Annotated in this window: 13 protein-coding genes; 3 read left to right on the top strand and 10 right to left on the bottom strand. The window is 61.9% G+C overall.

The window, feature by feature from the left end; genetic code table 11:
* Positions 1 to 8: 8 nt before the first annotated feature.
* Positions 9 to 2,153, bottom strand: a complete 2,145-nt coding sequence (locus G6N74_RS20340) for a caspase family protein (RefSeq protein WP_165119846.1) — start codon at positions 2,151 to 2,153, stop codon at positions 9 to 11.
* A gap of 181 nt (positions 2,154 to 2,334) precedes the next feature.
* Between G6N74_RS20340 and G6N74_RS20335 the strand changes: the two genes are divergently transcribed.
* A complete protein-coding gene (locus G6N74_RS20335) occupies positions 2,335 to 2,793 on the top strand; it encodes a DUF1036 domain-containing protein (protein ID WP_165119845.1) in 459 nt (152 codons plus the stop codon).
* A gap of 168 nt (positions 2,794 to 2,961) precedes the next feature.
* Positions 2,962 to 5,460, top strand: a complete 2,499-nt coding sequence (locus G6N74_RS20330) for a peptidoglycan DD-metalloendopeptidase family protein (protein ID WP_165119844.1) — start codon at positions 2,962 to 2,964, stop codon at positions 5,458 to 5,460.
* Between the two features lie 70 nt (positions 5,461 to 5,530).
* On the opposite strand, the gene G6N74_RS20325 is transcribed toward G6N74_RS20330, so the two are convergent.
* Positions 5,531 to 6,055, bottom strand: a complete 525-nt coding sequence (locus G6N74_RS20325) for an OmpA family protein (protein WP_165119843.1) — start codon at positions 6,053 to 6,055, stop codon at positions 5,531 to 5,533.
* A 247-nt stretch (positions 6,056 to 6,302) separates the two neighbouring features.
* Here G6N74_RS20325 and tagH point away from each other — a divergent pair, with 247 nt between their 5' ends.
* Positions 6,303 to 7,517 carry a type VI secretion system-associated FHA domain protein TagH gene (gene tagH, locus G6N74_RS20320; protein WP_312857900.1) on the top strand — a complete coding sequence of 405 codons (1,215 nt, stop codon included), beginning with the start codon at positions 6,303 to 6,305 and terminating at the stop codon, positions 7,515 to 7,517.
* Positions 7,518 to 7,547: 30 nt separating this feature from the next.
* Here tagH and G6N74_RS20315 read toward each other — a convergent pair whose 3' ends face one another.
* The 8 genes from G6N74_RS20315 to G6N74_RS20280 all read right to left on the bottom strand — a co-directional run bounded on the left by G6N74_RS20315 (position 7,548) and on the right by G6N74_RS20280 (position 16,557).
* Positions 7,548 to 8,816, bottom strand: a complete 1,269-nt coding sequence (locus tag G6N74_RS20315) for an RNA polymerase sigma factor (protein ID WP_165119842.1) — start codon at positions 8,814 to 8,816, stop codon at positions 7,548 to 7,550.
* Positions 8,813 to 9,187 (bottom strand): YciI family protein, encoded by a 375-nt coding sequence (locus tag G6N74_RS20310; RefSeq protein WP_165119841.1) that lies wholly within the window; start codon positions 9,185 to 9,187, stop codon positions 8,813 to 8,815. The genes G6N74_RS20315 and G6N74_RS20310 overlap by 4 nt, the downstream gene beginning before the upstream one ends.
* Before the next feature lie 155 nt (positions 9,188 to 9,342).
* On the bottom strand, positions 9,343 to 11,307 hold the full coding sequence (locus tag G6N74_RS31395; protein ID WP_205826777.1) for an LTA synthase family protein: 1,965 nt from the start codon (positions 11,305 to 11,307) through the stop codon (positions 9,343 to 9,345).
* Between the two features lie 114 nt (positions 11,308 to 11,421).
* Entirely contained in the window at positions 11,422 to 12,690 is a 1,269-nt protein-coding gene (locus G6N74_RS20300) for a branched-chain amino acid ABC transporter permease (RefSeq protein WP_165119840.1), read from the bottom strand.
* Positions 12,690 to 13,712 (bottom strand): branched-chain amino acid ABC transporter permease, encoded by a 1,023-nt coding sequence (locus tag G6N74_RS20295; protein ID WP_205826776.1) that lies wholly within the window; start codon positions 13,710 to 13,712, stop codon positions 12,690 to 12,692. The genes G6N74_RS20300 and G6N74_RS20295 overlap by 1 nt, the downstream gene beginning before the upstream one ends.
* Positions 13,712 to 14,428: an ABC transporter ATP-binding protein gene (locus G6N74_RS20290; RefSeq protein WP_165119839.1), complete on the bottom strand. Its 717-nt coding sequence runs from the start codon at positions 14,426 to 14,428 to the stop codon at positions 13,712 to 13,714. The genes G6N74_RS20295 and G6N74_RS20290 overlap by 1 nt, the downstream gene beginning before the upstream one ends.
* Complete coding sequence (locus tag G6N74_RS20285) at positions 14,425 to 15,207, bottom strand: ABC transporter ATP-binding protein (protein ID WP_165119838.1); 783 nt, start codon at positions 15,205 to 15,207, stop codon at positions 14,425 to 14,427. Before G6N74_RS20285 ends, G6N74_RS20290 begins: the two co-directional genes overlap by 4 nt.
* A gap of 138 nt (positions 15,208 to 15,345) precedes the next feature.
* Positions 15,346 to 16,557 carry an ABC transporter substrate-binding protein gene (locus G6N74_RS20280; protein ID WP_165119837.1) on the bottom strand — a complete coding sequence of 404 codons (1,212 nt, stop codon included), beginning with the start codon at positions 16,555 to 16,557 and terminating at the stop codon, positions 15,346 to 15,348.
* Positions 16,558 to 16,656 lie beyond the last annotated feature (99 nt).

The raw sequence follows: 16,656 nt of genomic DNA, 5'->3' as shown, positions 1-16,656 counted from the left end.
GCTCGCCACTACTTTCCGTTCTGCTGGATGAACAGCTCGACATCCGCATCGATCTTCTTGCGTGCGTCCGCCTTCAGGCGATCGCCTATCGCGTTTTTTATCTCGTCGGCATTGTCGGCCTTGAAGCGCACCGCCAGCGCTGCGTTGAAATAGGCGAGGCGCAGGTCGGGTTTTCCGCCGGAGAGGCTGCCATCCCGGTAGCCTTTGGCGAGGTCGAGATAGGCATCCTCGAAGCCGCGGCGGGCCGAGAGTTCCAGCAGGCTCAGCGCGCGAATGGAATCGGCCGGCACGCCGTCGTCGCCCTTGAGGAAGACACGCGCTGCGAAATATGGCGCATACTGATTGCCCATGTCGGTCGCGCGCAGCATGAGATCGAGGCCGCGCCGCACATCCTTGTCAATGCCCGAGCCACCGACATAGGCGCGGCCGAGATTGGCCATGGCATCGATCTGTCCGGCGTCGGATGCCGCGGCATAGAGCTTTGCCGCCTCGATCGGGTCTTTGCCGACGCCAACACCCCGGTTGTAGGAATCCCCCAACGCGGTGATGGCGTTCGTCCAGCCGCTCGACGCGGCAAGCCTGTACCACAGGATACCTTCCTCTGGGTTTTTCGGCACGCCCTGCCCCTTGATATAGGCCGAGCCGACATTGGTACGGGCCCGCAGGTTTCCGAGTGCCGACGCCTGCATATAAAAATCGAGCGCGCGATCGTAATCGACGTCACGGCCCAGCCCGACACGGGCCATATAGCCGAGGTTGACGAGTGCCGCGCTGTATTGCTGGCGGCCCGCTAATGCATAGAAATGCTCGGCCCAATCGTAGCGGCCCGCGATCTCGAGCACGCGGCCGAGCTGGAATTGCAGGCGCGGATTGACCAGGTCGGCGGCGAGCGCGAAGGCGCAGGCCCTCAGGCCATCGCGGACATTGACCATCCCGTTGGTCACGCCGGGAACCGCGCGCTGCGGGTCGTTGGGATCGGCGGCGTAGAGATCGCAGTCCGACACCATCGCCTTCATGCCGTGCGCGGTGTCGGGCAGCTTGCGCGGCCACACACGGAACGTTTCGCTTACCGCGCGCTCGCCGGCCTGCTGAAAGACGAATTCCTCGCCGGCTGCCTCGGTACTCACATCCGACGGCGGCGGGGCGGAAATCGCCGTGGAAGCCAGAGCGCCGTTTATGTAGAGGCCGCGCTGGTTGAGTTCCGCAACCTTGACGCTGCTGCGGCTTTTGGCTTCCGCCGCATATTTGCTGTTTGGAAACACGCTGGCGAAGCGGGCGAAATCTTCCGGGTCCGGGCTTTCGCGAATGAAGGCCCAAAGCACCTCGTCGACGGTCAGTTCGCTGCCCGCTTGCGGTGCCTCCGGTTCCTTGGACGCAATCGCATCGCCCGTCCTGAAAATGAATTTCGTTTCGATGGAGCCGGTGATCCAGGGGATCTGCGATCCTCCGGTGGCCATGCGCACGTCGCCGCGCACGGTACGGAAGGTGTCGTAGATATCGAGGTTGGGCTGCTGGAACGCATTGGCCAGTGCGGAGGAATACGGGCTGTTGACGCCGGTGCCGTCATAGGCGACCTCGCCGGCGCTGGTGGCAAAGGCGATGAGCACCTGCCCTGTGCCGGATTCCGTGTTCGCCAGGCCCTGCTGCAACCCCTCCTCGGTCGCAACCGGGTTGGTGCGGCAGGCATCCAGGATAATGAGCTTTATGCCGACCGGATCGTTCTTGACGATGTCGACGAGCGTATTGAGAGCGATCGCGTCGTCAACGATTTGCTTGACCGAGCCAGTGCGTATGTCGACCGGCAGAAGCAGGTTCTGGCCCTTGTACTGCACGGCGTGGCCCGCATAATACAGCACCGCCATGTCGGCTCCGACGAGGTGCTTGCGTATCGCGTCCTGCAGATCCTTCCCCGCCGCCTTGTTCACGTCGTAGAAAAGCAGGACGTCGAAACCGAGCTCGGTCAGCGTGGACGCAATGAGCTTGGCGTCATTCTTCGGATTGGTCAGGGGCGCGAATTTGTACTCGCCGTTGCCAACCACGATGGCCGCGCGGCGCTCAGCCTGAGCCGTGCTCGCAAAAATCTGCACGAGAAATATGACAAGTATGGCGAAGCAAATTTTCGCCCGTCGAAACAAGGAACCTTCCCGTGTCATGTTTCCAGGAGTCCAATTGTTCGCGGATTCAATCCAGTTCTTTTGGATAGCGCAAAAGCGCGTGGGATTCTATTGTAAAAGCGGGTTTCGAACGTCCTCGCCAGTACCCAATCCGTAGTAATCGACGGCTAGCAAAATAGTCTGTATCAACTGCACTTCGAAGGTTGGCGATGTCGAACCCATGAGGAACTCCGCTTCCGCCCTGTTGGCCAATGCGTTTTGGACATGTGGCGTCCTACCGGCTTTCCTCGTCTGCTTCGGATTTACCGGCGTCGCCCATGCTCAGTTCGCCGTCTGCAACCAGACGATCGACGCGATCAATGTTTCGGTGGCCAAGGAAACCGGCGGCACCTTCGGCACCGAAGGATGGTGGACCATCGGCGCCAATCGCTGCGTCGACGTCATCAAGGAGGAGCTGACCGGCCGCTATGTCTATGTCTATGCCACCGACGTCTTTGGCCAGCCGATCCTGACTGGCGACTACGAAGGCCACGACATGTGCATCGGCACCAGGCGCTTTTCCATTCAGGGCACCGACTCCTGCTGGCAGCGCGGCTACCAGTCCGTCCGCTTCAGGCTGGTCGACACCAAGGAAATGTCGCGCTGGACTTTTTTCCTGAAAGATCCCGACGCGAACTGAGTCCAAGTGCAAATAACGCACGATATAAATTCGGCGTCTGTGATGTTTATCTCATCACGACACCTCCATTCATCGTAATCTAGCAAGGTCACTAAGCTTTTCTGGCGACTGTTTTGTCGTCACCACTTGTGGCGTATTCTTCGTCAGCGGTATCCAGGCCCATTTCCGATGCACCAGTTGGACGACAGCTTCCGCAAGAAGCGGAAGCAGCAGGAAGAGGAACGGAAGCGCGCGTTGCGCCGCAGGTTTTCGTTCGTCGCGGCCGGCTGCGTCGTCCTGGCCGCGGGCACCTATTTCCTTTCCGGCTACTGGCCGCCGCAGGCACCTGAAACAGTGGCGGCCAAGCCGCAGGCGGCGGCTCCTGAGAAACCGAGCCGGCCCGTTTTCGTCAATGCGATCGTCGATCTGGCCGGCGACCCGCTGATAATCCGGCTTGGCTCGACGGGCGGCGGTGCGTCTCAGAAATTGCACGAACTTCCCGTACCACCGGACCTCAACCAGCCTCAAATCCCCGAGACGGTGCAGGTTCTGTCGGACACTATGCTCTCCTCCAGCCAGCGCATCATGGCGCTGCCGTCCAGTCCCGAGGATTTTGCCTTCTTCCAATCGCAGAGCGGACGTAACCTGCCGCCGACCGATCTTTCGGCACTGCCGGACCAGACAAACACTGCCCCCGCGGACGAAACCATGAACGACGATGCCGGAACAACACCGGACGCCGCCAGCGGCGATGAAGCATCCGACGAGGTGCTGGTGCCTGTCGCAGGTCAGGATGACCTCGAAGAAGACGGCTCGATAGCCACGGACGAAGAAGTTCCTGCTGAAGATATGCAGGCCGCCCCCGCGCCGGAGCCGGGCGGCATGATCGGCGAAGACGGGGCCGATGCCGATGCCGGCTGGAGCGAGACGGCGGGGCAGCCGAAGGAAGCGCTTCCGGCCATCGAGCCGACAGCGATCGAGGACACCACGACCGTTGGCCTCGTCAATCGCGAGGCCGACCGTTTCCGCACGACGGAAGACTTTACCGTGTCGATCAAGGGCGAGCGCTCGCTGGAAAGCATCATCGCCGAATATGGCTTCAGCGCCGACGACGCCAAAAAGGCAGCCGAGGCGGCCAAGACGATCATAGGCGTGAATATGCTTGGCGATCGCTACATCGTCGGCCTGCGCGGCTTTCGGCCCGACGCGCGTCAAAGCAGATACAGCCTCGCCCAGCTCTCGGTGAATGCCCCGGAAAAATACATTGGAACCATCGCGCTGGGCGATGATGGCCAGTTCGTCGCCGGAGCCGACCCCTGGATAGACGAGGATCTGTCCAGCTATTCGCAGACCGTCACGCCGGAAGCCCAGAACCTCAGCTACCGCCTGCTCGACGCGGTCTACAGCACGGCGACGCGCAACCAGGTGCCGAGCGGCGTGACCGGCGAAGCGATCATGCTGATGTCGCGCTCCTTCGACCTGCAGGCGATGACGACGAAGGACGACCGACTGGTCATCATTTTCGCGAAATCCGGCCGCGATACGGGCCGCAATACCGGCCGCGTGCTCTACGCCGCCATTCGCGGACCGGACCGGAACCTCGAATGCTTCGTCTACCAGCCGGCTCCGGGTGCGGATTTTTCCTGCATGACCGAAAAGGACGCCACCCACAGCGTCACCACCACCAATGGCATGGTCAACCCGGTCAACGGCGTCCTGACCTCGACCTTCGGGCCGCGCCGGCATCCTATCCTTGGCCGCGTCCTGTTGCACAAGGGCGTCGACTGGAAAGCGCCGATCGGGACGCCGGTGATGGCAGCGTTCGACGGCACGATCGAGTATGCGGGCGACGGCAAGGGCTATGGCAATGTCATCCGCATCGCGCATGGCAACGGGAAGACGACTGCCTATGCTCATCTGAGCCGGTTTGAGAATGGGGTGCAGCCGGGGCTGGCGGTCAAGGCCGGCGACACCATCGGCTTTGTCGGCACGACCGGCCTTTCCACTGGCCCTCACCTGCACTTCGAGCTCTACATGAACGGCGTTCCGATAAACCCGCTTGAGACAGCGGTCGCGCAAGCTACGCCTTCCACCGATCCCGATGGTGCTGCGGTCGAGATCCTGGTGAACCGCATCATCCATGTCGAAAGTGCCGGCAATGCGCGGGCGAAGAATTCGCGATCCTCGGCGACCGGGCTCGGCCAGTTCATCAACTCGACATGGATCCGCATGATGCGGACCTATCGCCCCGACCTCTTCCAGTCGATGTCCAGCTCGGCCCTGCTCGCACTGCGCTTCGACCCGACCATTTCGCGCGAAATGGTCGAGCATCTGGCGCGGGAAAACGAGGCGCGGTTGCGCTCGCATGGCCATGGCATCACCGCAGGTCGGCTCTATCTGGCCCATTTCCTCGGACCGGAAGGTGCCCACATCGTGCTGGCCGCGTCGGGCGACGCCTCGCTTGCCGCCATCCTCGGCAGCCAGGTCATCAGCGCGAACCCGTTCCTGACCGGCAAGAACGCGGCTTACGTCGTTGCATGGGCCGAAAAGAAGATGACCGGAAAGGCCACCCGCGCGACGACAGACGGCCCGAGCGTGGCGCAAACCGTGGTAAGGACGTCGCCGGAATTCGTGCGCTATCGCGAGGCGATGCAGAAAGTGGTGGAGACGATCGAAACGACCCTGTGAGCGGTCAGCCGATCGAAAACGGGACAGGGGATGCGTTTGCGGCATCCCCTGTCTCAACGTTAATCGAGCGCTACTGAACCTGCAGCCTCAGTTCCACGCGCCGGTTGATCGCATCCATCGGATCGGCGGTGCGCGGCTTGGTCTTGCCCATGCCGACGGCGGTTACCCGGTCTCCGGCAATTCCATTCTGTAGGAGAAAGGCCGTCACTGCCTGGGCGCGTCGCTCCGACAGGCCGAAATTATACTCGTCGGTTCCGCGCGCATCCGTATGACCCTCGACGACGAAGTGCGCAGTGGACAAGCGACTGTCGGAAAGCGCCTTGGCGAATTCCTTCAGGTTTTGCTGGGCCTGGGTGGTGAACTGCGTCGAGTTTAGCTCGAAATTGATGAGCATGTCGAAGCCGGCAGGCTTGGGCTTGCTCTGCTCGCATTCGGCGGTCGTGCCGATGCAGATGCCTCGCGTTGCGCCCTGATTGGCGGATTTCGCGAAGAAATCAATGATCTCGTTGGCCTTCACCTGCGAGTCCGCGAAAGCTGGAGGAGCAGCAAGCGATACCGCGCCGAATAAGACGGCGGCTAAATACTTTCCATTCATCGGAATTCTCCTTCCTGGAAGGAAATCTTCGCAAGAATAAAATTGCGCAATATGACTGTCAACTTTGCATAGAGCATTTGTTATATAAATATAGCCTGATTATATTCCACCATAAGATGTATAAAACGAGTTTGCCTCCCCCCTTTGTCGCCCAAAAATCCGTGACGCCTTCCCCCGTATGGGACCCACCAGGGCGATAGACACCGGGCCGCCGCGATTGCCATCCATCTGTCGCGGCGGTTAGACTGTGACGTTAGCTATCGGGATCGCGCGCCCCAAGCCGCTGGCCACTCGCGACGGACTTTTCCTGATGACGATCAACCTGACGATCGAGAACCTGACCGAACTGCCGACCGGCGGACCCACCCGATTCCGGTCGCAGGATCGCAGCTTCGAGATCGGGCGGGAAAATTGCGACTGGGTGCTGCCCGATCCGAACATGTTCATTTCCGGCCGGCACTGCGAGGTCCGGCATGAGAGTGGCAGCTATTGGCTGCATGATCTCTCGCGCAACGGAACCTTCGTCAACGGGGCGAGCCAGCGCGTCAAAAGCCCTTACCTGCTGAACAATGGCGACCGGCTTCAGATCGGCCATTATCTCGTTTCCGTGGCAATATCCGCTGACGCCGGCGTTCAACAGTCGCAAGCGCCGTGGGGACCGGAGAATGTCTGGGGAACCGACGCTCCGCTGAGCCCACGGCCTGTCCAGCCCGCATCGTTCGATCCCCTTGGTGCCGTGCCGGTGCGTCCGCTGGATGACTTTTCGTTTCCGTTTGAAAACGCGCCTGCTGCGGCTCCAGCGCAACCGGTAGCGCTGCCGTTTCAGCCGCAGGCTACGCCAACGCCCCTGCCCTCACCGGCCGCCGCTTCTATGGGTGCGGCCCAGTCCGGGAACGCGGAAGCGCTGTTGCGGGCGATAGCGGTCGGGGCCGGCGTCTCGCCGGACATTTTCATGCAGCGCGACCCGTCGGATGTCGCGGCCGAAATCGGGCTGGTGCTGCGCACGGCGGTGGAGGAACTCGCCTTGCTGTTGAAGGCACGCGCATCCGCCAAGGTGCTCGCCCGCAGCAACAGCCGCACGATGATCGGCGCAGTCGACAACAACCCGCTGAAATTCGTGCCGCGCCCCGAGGAAGTGCTGGAAATCATGTTCACCCGGCGCAGGGCCGGCTATCTCGACGCCAAGCACAGCATCGACGAGGCGTTTCGCGACCTCAAGACCCACGAATTCGCAACCTTTGCCGCGATGCAGACGGCGCTGTCGCGGCTGCTCGAGGATTTGTCGCCCGAGGCTATCGAGAAAAAGGTGCCGACGTCCGCCTTCGCCTCCAGGAAGAGCCGCGCCTGGGACACATTCGTTGCGACCTGGGAAGCCAAGGAAAAGCCGCATGAAAACGGCATGCTGGATGTGTTCCTGACCTATTTCGCCGACGCCTATGCGAAGGCGTCAAAGCCGAAATAGCGCATCAGCGTTCTTGCGATTTGATGAGGCTCAGGCCCGCTTGCCGGAGCGCGGGGTGGCGTCCTTCATCAGGCGATCGATATGCATCCTGATATGGGCCGCTTCAGCAGCGGTGTTTGCCCGCGCGATCGCGCAGTCGAAGGCGACGCGGGCCTCTTCGTCGCGGCCAAGCTGCATCAGCAGCCCGCCTTTCAGGCCGTGAAAATGGAAATAACCGGACAGGCGTTCTTCCAGCGGCTCGATCATTTCCAGTGCGGCGGCAGGACCCTTTACTTTCGAAACGGCAACCGCGCGGTTGAGCGTGACGACGGGCGATGGCTGCAAGCGCTCCAGGGTGGCATAGAGCAGGTCGATTTCCGCCCAGTCGGTATCCTCGGGCTTCGCGGCGCGGGCATGCAGGGCGGCGATGGCTGCCTGCACCAGATAGGGCCCGACGCGACGGTGCCGCATCGCCTTGTCTATCAGGGCCAGCCCCTCGTCGATCATCTTGCGATTCCAGAGGCTTCGGTCCTGATCCTCCAGCAGCACGATTTGACCGTTCTCATCGAAACGGGCGGCGGTGCGTGCATGCTGCAAAAGGAGAAGCGCCGTCAGCCCCATGATCTCGGGTTCGGTCTGGAAAAGGCGCAGCAGCAAACGCGCCAGCCGGATTGCCTCGTCGCAAAGCGGTGCGCGTGCATGGGCCTCACTCGGACCGGCGGAATAGCCTTCGTTGAAGATCAGGTAGACCATCGCGGCGACGGCTGCGAGCCGCTCGGAGCGCTCTATGGCGCCGGGCGTCTCGAACGGCACATCGGCGCCCTGAATGCGGCCCTTGGCACGAGTGATGCGCTGTTCCATCGCACTTTCGCCGACCAGAAAGGCCTTGGCGATCTGCTTTACCGAGAGACCCGAAACGATGCGCAGCGCCAGCGCAATCTGCTGCGCTGCCGGCAGGTCGGGATGGCAGCAGATGAACAGCAGCCGCAGGATATCGTCGCGGTAATCCGCCCCGTCCAGCCGTTCGGCCATGCTGGTCTCGGCGTCTTCCAGATCCGATACCAGTTCCTCCGGCGGCAGCGGCTGCTGCTTTGCCCTGCGCCGCGCGGCGTCGATGCCGGTGTTGCGCCCGACGAAGATCAGCCAGGCGGCGGGATCGCGCGGCGGGCCGTTCTTCGGCCAGGTCTTCAGGGCGCGCAGGCAGGCTTCCTGAAAAGCCTCTTCGGCGGTATCGAGGTCGCGAAAATAGCGCAGCAATGCACCCACCGCCTGCGGGCGGGCCGCCGTCAATGCCGCTTCTATCCAGTGGGGGTCGGTCATGTGGGTGCCGGTCCGGGCCTGAAAATGGAAATGGGACGAATTTCATAGGAACCCGTGCCGGGATTGGCGACGGCCAGTTCGCGTGCCACCTCGACGGCCTCGTCGAGCGAGGCGCAATCGACGACATAAAAACCGAGGAACTGTTCCTTGGTCTCGGCAAAAGGACCGTCGATGACGAAGGGTTCGTCGCGGGTCTTGCGCAGGGTCGTTGCGGCAGTGGTCGGCATCAGGCGCGCGACCGGGCCGAGCTTGCCGGCTTTGGCGAGCTTTTCCTGCACGACGGCAAGATCGGCCATCACCTTGTCGTCCTCTTCCTTGGTCCAGGAACCGACGACATCTTCGGAATTGTAGCACAGGATGGCATATTGCATTGGGGTCTCCTTCCCTAAAGACGAATGGGCAAACCAATAGCCGACAGCGGGCAATCAATAAATGTCTGCAATTTCCCGAGCTTTGCGCCAGAATGGAAAAAGGCCGGAAGAATGCGTCTTCCGGCCTTCGTTTCATGCGACGATCGAGGCGCGCGTCAGTTGGACTTGGCGTACCACGGCGCCGTCAGCTCGCCCGTCTTGAAGGCGTGCGAAGCCGTTTGATAATAGGCGATGGCTTCCCTTTCCAGCGTCGCGTCGACCGGCCCCGGCGTCGTCTCGAAGGTGATCGGGTCGACCGTAAAGCTCTCGACGACCTTTCCCGGCTTGAGCACCGTCAGCTTGTTGTTCTTGTAGTAGCCCAGAGATTGATAGTTGCTGATGAACACGCCCTGCGGATCGGCTTTCAACTCACGCGCCGAGCGGCCGTAGAAGTAGGATTCGCCCGGCTTGCCGAGCACGTCGAGTAGGGTCGGCGGCACGTCGAGCTGGCTGATATTGTCGGTGAAATGACCGGGCTTCACGATTCCGGGGCCGTAGAAGATCATCGGGATATGATAGCTCTCGACCGGCAGTTCGACCTTGCCGGCCACCGAAGCGCAATGGTCGGCGATGATGACGAACATCGTGTCCTTGAACCACGGCTTTTTCGACGCCTCGTCGATAAAGCGGCCAATGGCGTAGTCGGTATATTTGACGCCGCCTTCATGCCCGCCCGGCGACGGCACGTCGATGCGCCCGTCCGGATAGGTATAGGGCCGATGGTTGGTGGTTGTCATGATCTGCACGAAGAACGGCTTGTCGGCCGCCTCAGGCTTCGACAGCATCGCGTCGACATTGGAGAACAGCGCCTCGTCGGCGACGCCCCAGACATTGGCCGCCGGAATACTCTCGGCCGGAAATTCGGTGCGGTCGAAGACGGCATAGTCATTGCCGGAGTAATAGGCGGCCATGTTGTCGAAATAGCTGTAGCCGCCATAGGCGAAGGTGGAAGCATAGCCGTCATGGGCGAGAATGCCGCCGACCGTCGTCAGATGCGCGTTGTTGGGACGGCGCACGATCGCCTGCCCCGGCACTGGCGGCGTGCCGAGCGTCGTCGCTTCGAGGCCGCGCACGGTGCGCGTGCCGGTGGCGAACATGCGGTCGAAAAGCAGCCCCTGACCGGCAATGCGGTCCAGATTGGGCGTCCAACCGCGCTTGTCGCCAAGCGCGCCGACAAACTCGCCCGAAAGGCTCTCGACGGTGATCATGACGATGTTCTTCGGACGCCGCAGCAGGAAGTCGGGCATGGGTCCCGAGGCATCGTTGGCAACGGCCGCTTCCGACGCCGGGCCTGATTTCTTCACGCCGAGATCCCTGAGGATCGTCTTCGCCTGACCATCCGGGATCGTCGCATAGAAGCGGTCGTAATCGAGCTCATTGCGGCGAAACGCTGCGACCAGGCTGAAAAGCCCGTTGCCGGACAGTTCGTTGGCGTAGTTGTTGGCCGAGACATACATCTGGTCGAGATCGACGAAGGTGTAGGCGGCAAGCGGCCAAAGGACGAGAAGAGCAACGAGGACAATGCGGGTTGTTTTGCTGTAAGTGCTCGCTTCAATCTCTAGAAACCAGCCGCGCATCAGCCAGACAGCGCCGGCGGCAAGCAGGCCGATGGCGGCCACCAAGGTCTTGACCGGATAGGATTGCTGGATGTTTCCGATCACTTCCTGCGTGTAGATCAAATAATCCAGCGCGATGAAGTTGAAGCGATTGGAGAATTCCAGCCAGAAGAAGAACTCACCGATCGCGGTGAACAGAAGCACGGCTATCAGCAACCATGCAACGAAGCGCCCGAGATAGGTGTGAAAGCGGGTATGCCGCCATTTCTCCGGCGTAACGGCTGCGGCAAACAGGAACGGTATGAGGATAAAGCCAAGCGTCGCCAGGTCGAACCACAGGCCGCGCAGGAAGATGTAGGGCCAGGACGACACCGGCACATTGTCAAAGCCGGTGAAGACGGTCAAAGCCAGCCTTGTCGCGAGAAAGATCGCGAAAGCCGAGACGCCATAGAGCATCGGCAGCGTATTCCAGAGATCAGACAGAGTACGATTGTGGTGGGAGGTGGTTACGGAGGTGATGGCCACGGCAGGCACGCCTTTGCGAAACGATCAAATGTCGTCAAACGCCGCGCGCCGCAGCGCCATATGCGGCGCTGCCAATCCGGAAATTCGGTGCGTGCGGGTCCGGCCCGCCAGCACTCACTCGTATTTTGTGACTTTTTCGGGGAGAAGCCCTTTTGGCGCGAAACGCAGCACCAGAATGATCGTCAGTCCGATGACGAAAACCCGCATCTGCAGCGCTCGCGTCGGCAGGTCGGCAGGCGGCGCGATATCGAACAGTTGCTGGATCAGGTTCGCGCCATGCTGGAACAGGAAAAGCGCCGCCGGCTCCGACATAGTCCAAATGATGTAGACCAGAAGTGCGCCGAAGATCGCGCCGAGATTGTTTCCCGACCCGCCGAGCACGACCATGATCAGCACCAGGAAGGTGTGGTTGATGGGCGAGAATCCGCTCGGATCGAAGATGCCGCCGAAGGTGACTAGGGCCGCACCGCCGATGCCGACGATGAAATTACCGAGCACGAACATCTCCAGCCTGCGCCGGTTGACGTCCTTGCCGACTGCCTCGGCAGCGAGTTCGTTGTCGCGGATGGCGCGCATCATGCGGCCCCATGGCGAGGCCCAGCCGCGCTGCAGCAGCACGAAGATGACGACGATCATCGCAGCCGTGACGCAGAGATAGGCCGAACGCGCGGCGATGAAGCCGATCTCGGTTGCGGTCGGCACAGGCGACGGCAGCGGCGAAACAGTGAGCGTGCCACGGGTCAGCCAGTCGGCGTTCTTCAGGAAGGCCCTGACGATCTCGGCGATGCCGAGCGTGGCGATCGCCAGATAGTCGGAACGCAGCCCGAGCGTGATGCGGCCGATGAACCATGCAAGCACGGCGGCGAACAGCCCGCCGACCAGCCATCCCAGCCACACCGGCAGACCAAAGCCGCCGACGAAACCGGAATTCTGCTCGATGATCGCGGCGGCCGGTGCCAGCGCGCTTTCAGCCATCAGATAGGTTGTGGCGGCGGCGATGATCGTCAGCACCGTGCGCAGCTTCTTCGGCACGCCATAGCGGTTCGAGCGGCTGAGCAGGAGGGTGATGGCCCCGCCGATAATGATGATGAGCCCCATGCGCCCGAGAAGGCCCGGCCCTTCCGACTGCCAGAAAACCGGATTGAGCGGATAGGAAATCAGCATCGTGCCGAAAGCAGCGATAGCGATGAAGCCCATGACGCCGGCGTTGAACAGGCCGGCATAGCCCCACTGGATGTTGAGGCCGAGGGCGACGATCGCCAGGCAGCTCGCCTCGACCAGCATGCGCAGGCCATAGGCGTTGCCCTGCCAGATGAAGACGAGCGCGACGATGACGGCAAGGCCGCCCAGCAGGGTGATGGTGCGCAGATCGATCGACTTCATCACAGCACCTTTCCCTTGAAGATGCCGTTCGGCCGCCAGATCAGCACCGCGACGAGTATGACGAAGGGCACGACGATCTTGTACTCGGTCGGCACGAAGGCGATGCTTGCCGGGAGTTCGATCCAGTCCGGCAGATGCGGTTTCAGCGGCCGCAGCAGGATCGACCAGTTGAACACTGCCACCGTCTCGGTGAAGCCGACCAGCAGCCCGCCGCTGATCGCACCGTAAGGCTGGCCGATGCCGCCGACGATCATCGCCGCCACGATCGGGATCAGGATGTTGAAGCTGAGATCAGGCTTCAGGCTGACATCCATGGCCAGAAGCGTGCCGGCAGCAGCGGCAAGGCTTCCGGCGATGATCCAGGTCGTGCGCACGACCTTGTCCGTGCTGATACCGGAAATGCGGGCGAGATCGGCATTGTCGGACATGGCGCGCATGGCCTTGCCGGTGCGCGAGCGCGTCAGGAACAGATGCAAGGCAACGATGGCGACGACCGTGACGACGATCAGCAGAAGCTGCGGCTCGGTGATGATGATGTCCTTGCCGGCAAAGGGAATGCGGTAGATTTCCTTTGGCGTGACATACATGTTGCGCGGCGCGGTGCCCCAGATCAGGCGGATCAGCCCCTGCAGCATCAGCATCACGCCGAAGGAAGCGATGACCAGCGTGATCGGCTTGGGATTGGTCTTGCGTAGCGGCTGATAAAAGGCCTTGTCGAGGCCGATGGTTATCAGCGCGGTGATCGCCATGGCGATCGGCATGACGACGAAGGCCGTCGGCAGGCCAACTGCTGCGCCGAGACCCGGCATCACCATGGTCAGCACGAAGGCGATGAAGGCGCCGAGGGTCATCAGGTCGCCATGGGCGAAGTTGGCGAAGCGCAATATGCCCCAGACCAGCGTCAAGCCTACCGCGCCAAGCGCATAGACCGAGCCGATGATAAGCCCGGCGACGACCACCTTGTTGATGAAGAAGACGATCTCGTTGATCGGCATGGCGGAGAGGAAACCAACCTGTTCCATCAGTGTTTTGCTCCCCCGCCGAGGAAGCTTTCGGCCACTTCCGGATTGTCGAGCAGCGCCTGCCCGGTGTCGGTGAAGGAATTCCTGCCGCCGGCAAGCACAAAGCCCTTATGCGCGATGGCAAGCGCCTGGCGCGCGTTCTGCTCGACCATCAGGATACCGACGCCCGACGCGTTGATGGCGATGACGCGCTCGAATATCTCGCCCATATAGCGCGGCGAAAGGCCTGCGGTCGGCTCGTCGAGAAGGAGCAGCTTGGGCTCCATCATCAGCGCGCGGCCGATCGCCACCATCTGGCGCTGGCCGCCGGAAAGCTCGCCCGCCGGCTGCTTCTGCTTGTCGCGCAATGGCGGGAAATATTCGAACATCTTTTCGATGAGATGGCGGTAATCGTCCTTGCGGACATAAGCGCCCATTTCGAGGTTTTCGCGCACCGTCATTGCCGGAAACACGTTGAATTCCTGTGGCACGAAGGACAGGCCACCGCGCACGAGATTTTCGGGCTTTGCATTGGTCACGTCCTTGCCGTCGAAAACCACGCTGCCTTCCGAGACGGTCAACAGGCCGAACAGCGCTTTCAGCGACGTCGATTTGCCCGCGCCATTGGGGCCGACGATAACGCCGATCTCGTGGGCGCCGATCTCCATATTGACGCCGTTCAGGATATTCGCCCCGCCATAGCCGGCGTGGACATCGGTCATCTTCAGGATGCTCATGCGGCATCCCCCACCGGCGCGCCGCCGAAATAGGCCTCGATGACCTCCGGGTTCTTGCGGATTTCGGCCATCGGCCCCTGCATCATGACGGAACCCGCCGCCATGACGATGACGGGATCGCAAAGCCGCGCGATCAGGTCCATGTCGTGCTCGATGACGAAGAAGGTCAGCCCCTTGTCGCGGTTGAGCGTTTCGACCACGGAGGCGAGATCGTTGAGCAGCGTGCGGTTGACGCCGGCAGCCACCTCATCGAGCAGCACGACCTGCGGGTCGGCCATCATCACGCGGCCGAGTTCCAGAAGCTTCTTCTGGCCGCCGGAGAGATTGCCGGCGCTCTCGTTCTTGACGTGGGTCAACCGCAGGATTTGCAGTATTTCCTCGGCCTTGCGCCGGGTTTCCAGTTCGTCGCGCACGACCTTGCCGCGCCGGAAGCAGGCGTCGAAGAAGGATTCGCCTGATTTGCCGGCGGTCACCACCATCAGGTTTTCCAGCGATGTGAGATGCGAGAATTCCTGTGCGATCTGGAAGGTGCGCGACAGGCCGTGCTCGAACAGTTCGTGCGCCGGCATTCCCGTCACGTCCTTGCCGTCCAGCCAGATCGAGCCGGAGGTCGGCGCAAAGGCGCCTGCGACCATGTTGAACATGGTGGTCTTGCCGGCGCCATTGGGGCCGATCAGCCCCGTGATCGTGCCGCGCTCGACCTTGAGCGAACAATTGTCGACGGCCAGCACACCGCCGAAGCGTTTGCTGACGTTCCTGACTTCGATGAGCGAGCTCACGCCACCCCCACTATTTTCCCGTTTTTCTTTTTTGGACGCTGTCGAGACCATTCCCCCGCTATCCCCATAGCGGGCAGTCTCGCGCATCGATTTTTTAAACGAGGTCCGGGCGAGCCCGGACCTCGCGCCTCGAAAGGCTTACTTGGCAGCGGCTTCCTTGAAGCCCTTGCCGTCAACGACCATCTCGATGACGTTGCCCGGTACGTCGCCGTTCTTGTCGAACTCGTGGCTGCCGGCAGCGCCTTCGTAGTTGATGTCCTTGCCCTCAGCGATCAGCTTCTTGGCCTTCTCCCATTCGCCGGGAAGGATCACCTCACCCGGAGCCGAGGAGACTTCGCGCAGCGCAGCGCTCAGGCCTTCGCGTGAATCCTTGCCGAGCTTCTGGATCGCCAGCGCGATCATGAAGGCAGCGTCATAGGACTGCGCGCCGAAGTTGGCGTTCGGGTCGAGGCCGGCATCCTTGGCGATCTTGGCGTAGACTTCCGTGCCGGGGCTGACCGAATTGCCGATGCGGGTCGCGACCATGCCGTCGACCTTGCCTTCGCCGACATTCTTGACCAGCGCGTCGCTGACCATGCCGTCGCCGCCGGCGAACTTCGAGAAGTCGCCGCCTTCGAGGGCCTGGCGGATGATGGTCGAGCCGGAGCCGTCGACATAGGCGAGCACGACCAGCGTGTCCGCACCAGAAGCCGCCAGCGAGCCAACTTCGGCGCGGTAGTCTGCCTTGCCGTCTTCATGCGCTTCCTTGGCCGAGACGGTGCCGCCGAGCGTCTTGAAGGATGCTTCCAGAGCGTCGGCAAAGCCCTTGCCGTAGTCGTTGTTGACATAGGTGATGGCGATGTTGTCGGTGCCCTTGTCCTTCAGGATCTTGGCCAGCACTTCGCCGCTGTAAGCGTCGGACGAGGTGGTGCGGAACACCAGATCCTTGTCGTCGAGCGTGGTCAGCGCCGGAGACGTGGCGGCCGGCGAAATCAGCAGCACGCCGCCGGGAATGGCGGCATTGTTGGCAGCCGCAATCGTCTCGCCTGAGCAGAGCGGGCCGACGAGAGCCGTCACCTTCTCGGAATTGACCATGCGGTCGGCGGCGTTCGATGCAGCCGTGGCGTCGGCGCAGGTGGAGTCGCCCGAGATGATCTCAAGCTTCTGCCCGTCGAGAATGCCGCCCTGGTCGTTCACATCCTTGACCGCCAGCTTGGCCGCCTCGAAGATCGGCGGCAGCATGCTTTCGATCGGGCCGGTGAAGCCGCCGAGAAAGCCGATCTTCACATCGGCCTGGGCCGACGCTGCGCCCGCCAGAATGGCAGTGCTGACCATGGCAGTTGCCAGAAGCCGTTTGGTGATGCGTTTCATGATAGTTTCCTCCGAATGTTGCGTATGAGACTTGCCCGCCTTGGTGCTTTGCTGCGCCAAACCGGGATTCCGAACCGGCAGGTCAACCCGACGTCACGC

The sequence above is a fragment of the Mesorhizobium zhangyense genome, assembly GCF_011045115.1.
Classification (GTDB): domain Bacteria; phylum Pseudomonadota; class Alphaproteobacteria; order Rhizobiales; family Rhizobiaceae; genus Mesorhizobium_M; species Mesorhizobium_M zhangyense.
This window is presented reverse-complemented; position numbering and strand designations above follow the sequence as displayed.

Bases quoted from the DNA above. Each gene is read 5' to 3' on its own strand.
- G6N74_RS20340 (WP_165119846.1), bottom strand. From the start codon at position 2,153: ATGACACGGGAAGGTTCCTTGTTTCGACGGGCGAAAATTTGCTTCGCC.
- G6N74_RS20335 (WP_165119845.1), top strand. From the start codon at position 2,335: ATGAGGAACTCCGCTTCCGCCCTGTTGGCCAATGCGTTTTGGACATGT.
- G6N74_RS20330 (WP_165119844.1), top strand. From the start codon at position 2,962: ATGCACCAGTTGGACGACAGCTTCCGCAAGAAGCGGAAGCAGCAGGAA.
- G6N74_RS20325 (WP_165119843.1), bottom strand. From the start codon at position 6,055: ATGAATGGAAAGTATTTAGCCGCCGTCTTATTCGGCGCGGTATCGCTT.
- G6N74_RS20315 (WP_165119842.1), bottom strand. From the start codon at position 8,816: ATGACCGACCCCCACTGGATAGAAGCGGCATTGACGGCGGCCCGCCCG.
- G6N74_RS20310 (WP_165119841.1), bottom strand. From the start codon at position 9,187: ATGCAATATGCCATCCTGTGCTACAATTCCGAAGATGTCGTCGGTTCC.
- G6N74_RS20300 (WP_165119840.1), bottom strand. From the start codon at position 12,690: ATGAAGTCGATCGATCTGCGCACCATCACCCTGCTGGGCGGCCTTGCC.
- G6N74_RS20295 (WP_205826776.1), bottom strand. From the start codon at position 13,712: ATGGAACAGGTTGGTTTCCTCTCCGCCATGCCGATCAACGAGATCGTC.
- G6N74_RS20290 (WP_165119839.1), bottom strand. From the start codon at position 14,428: ATGAGCATCCTGAAGATGACCGATGTCCACGCCGGCTATGGCGGGGCG.
- G6N74_RS20280 (WP_165119837.1), bottom strand. From the start codon at position 16,557: ATGAAACGCATCACCAAACGGCTTCTGGCAACTGCCATGGTCAGCACT.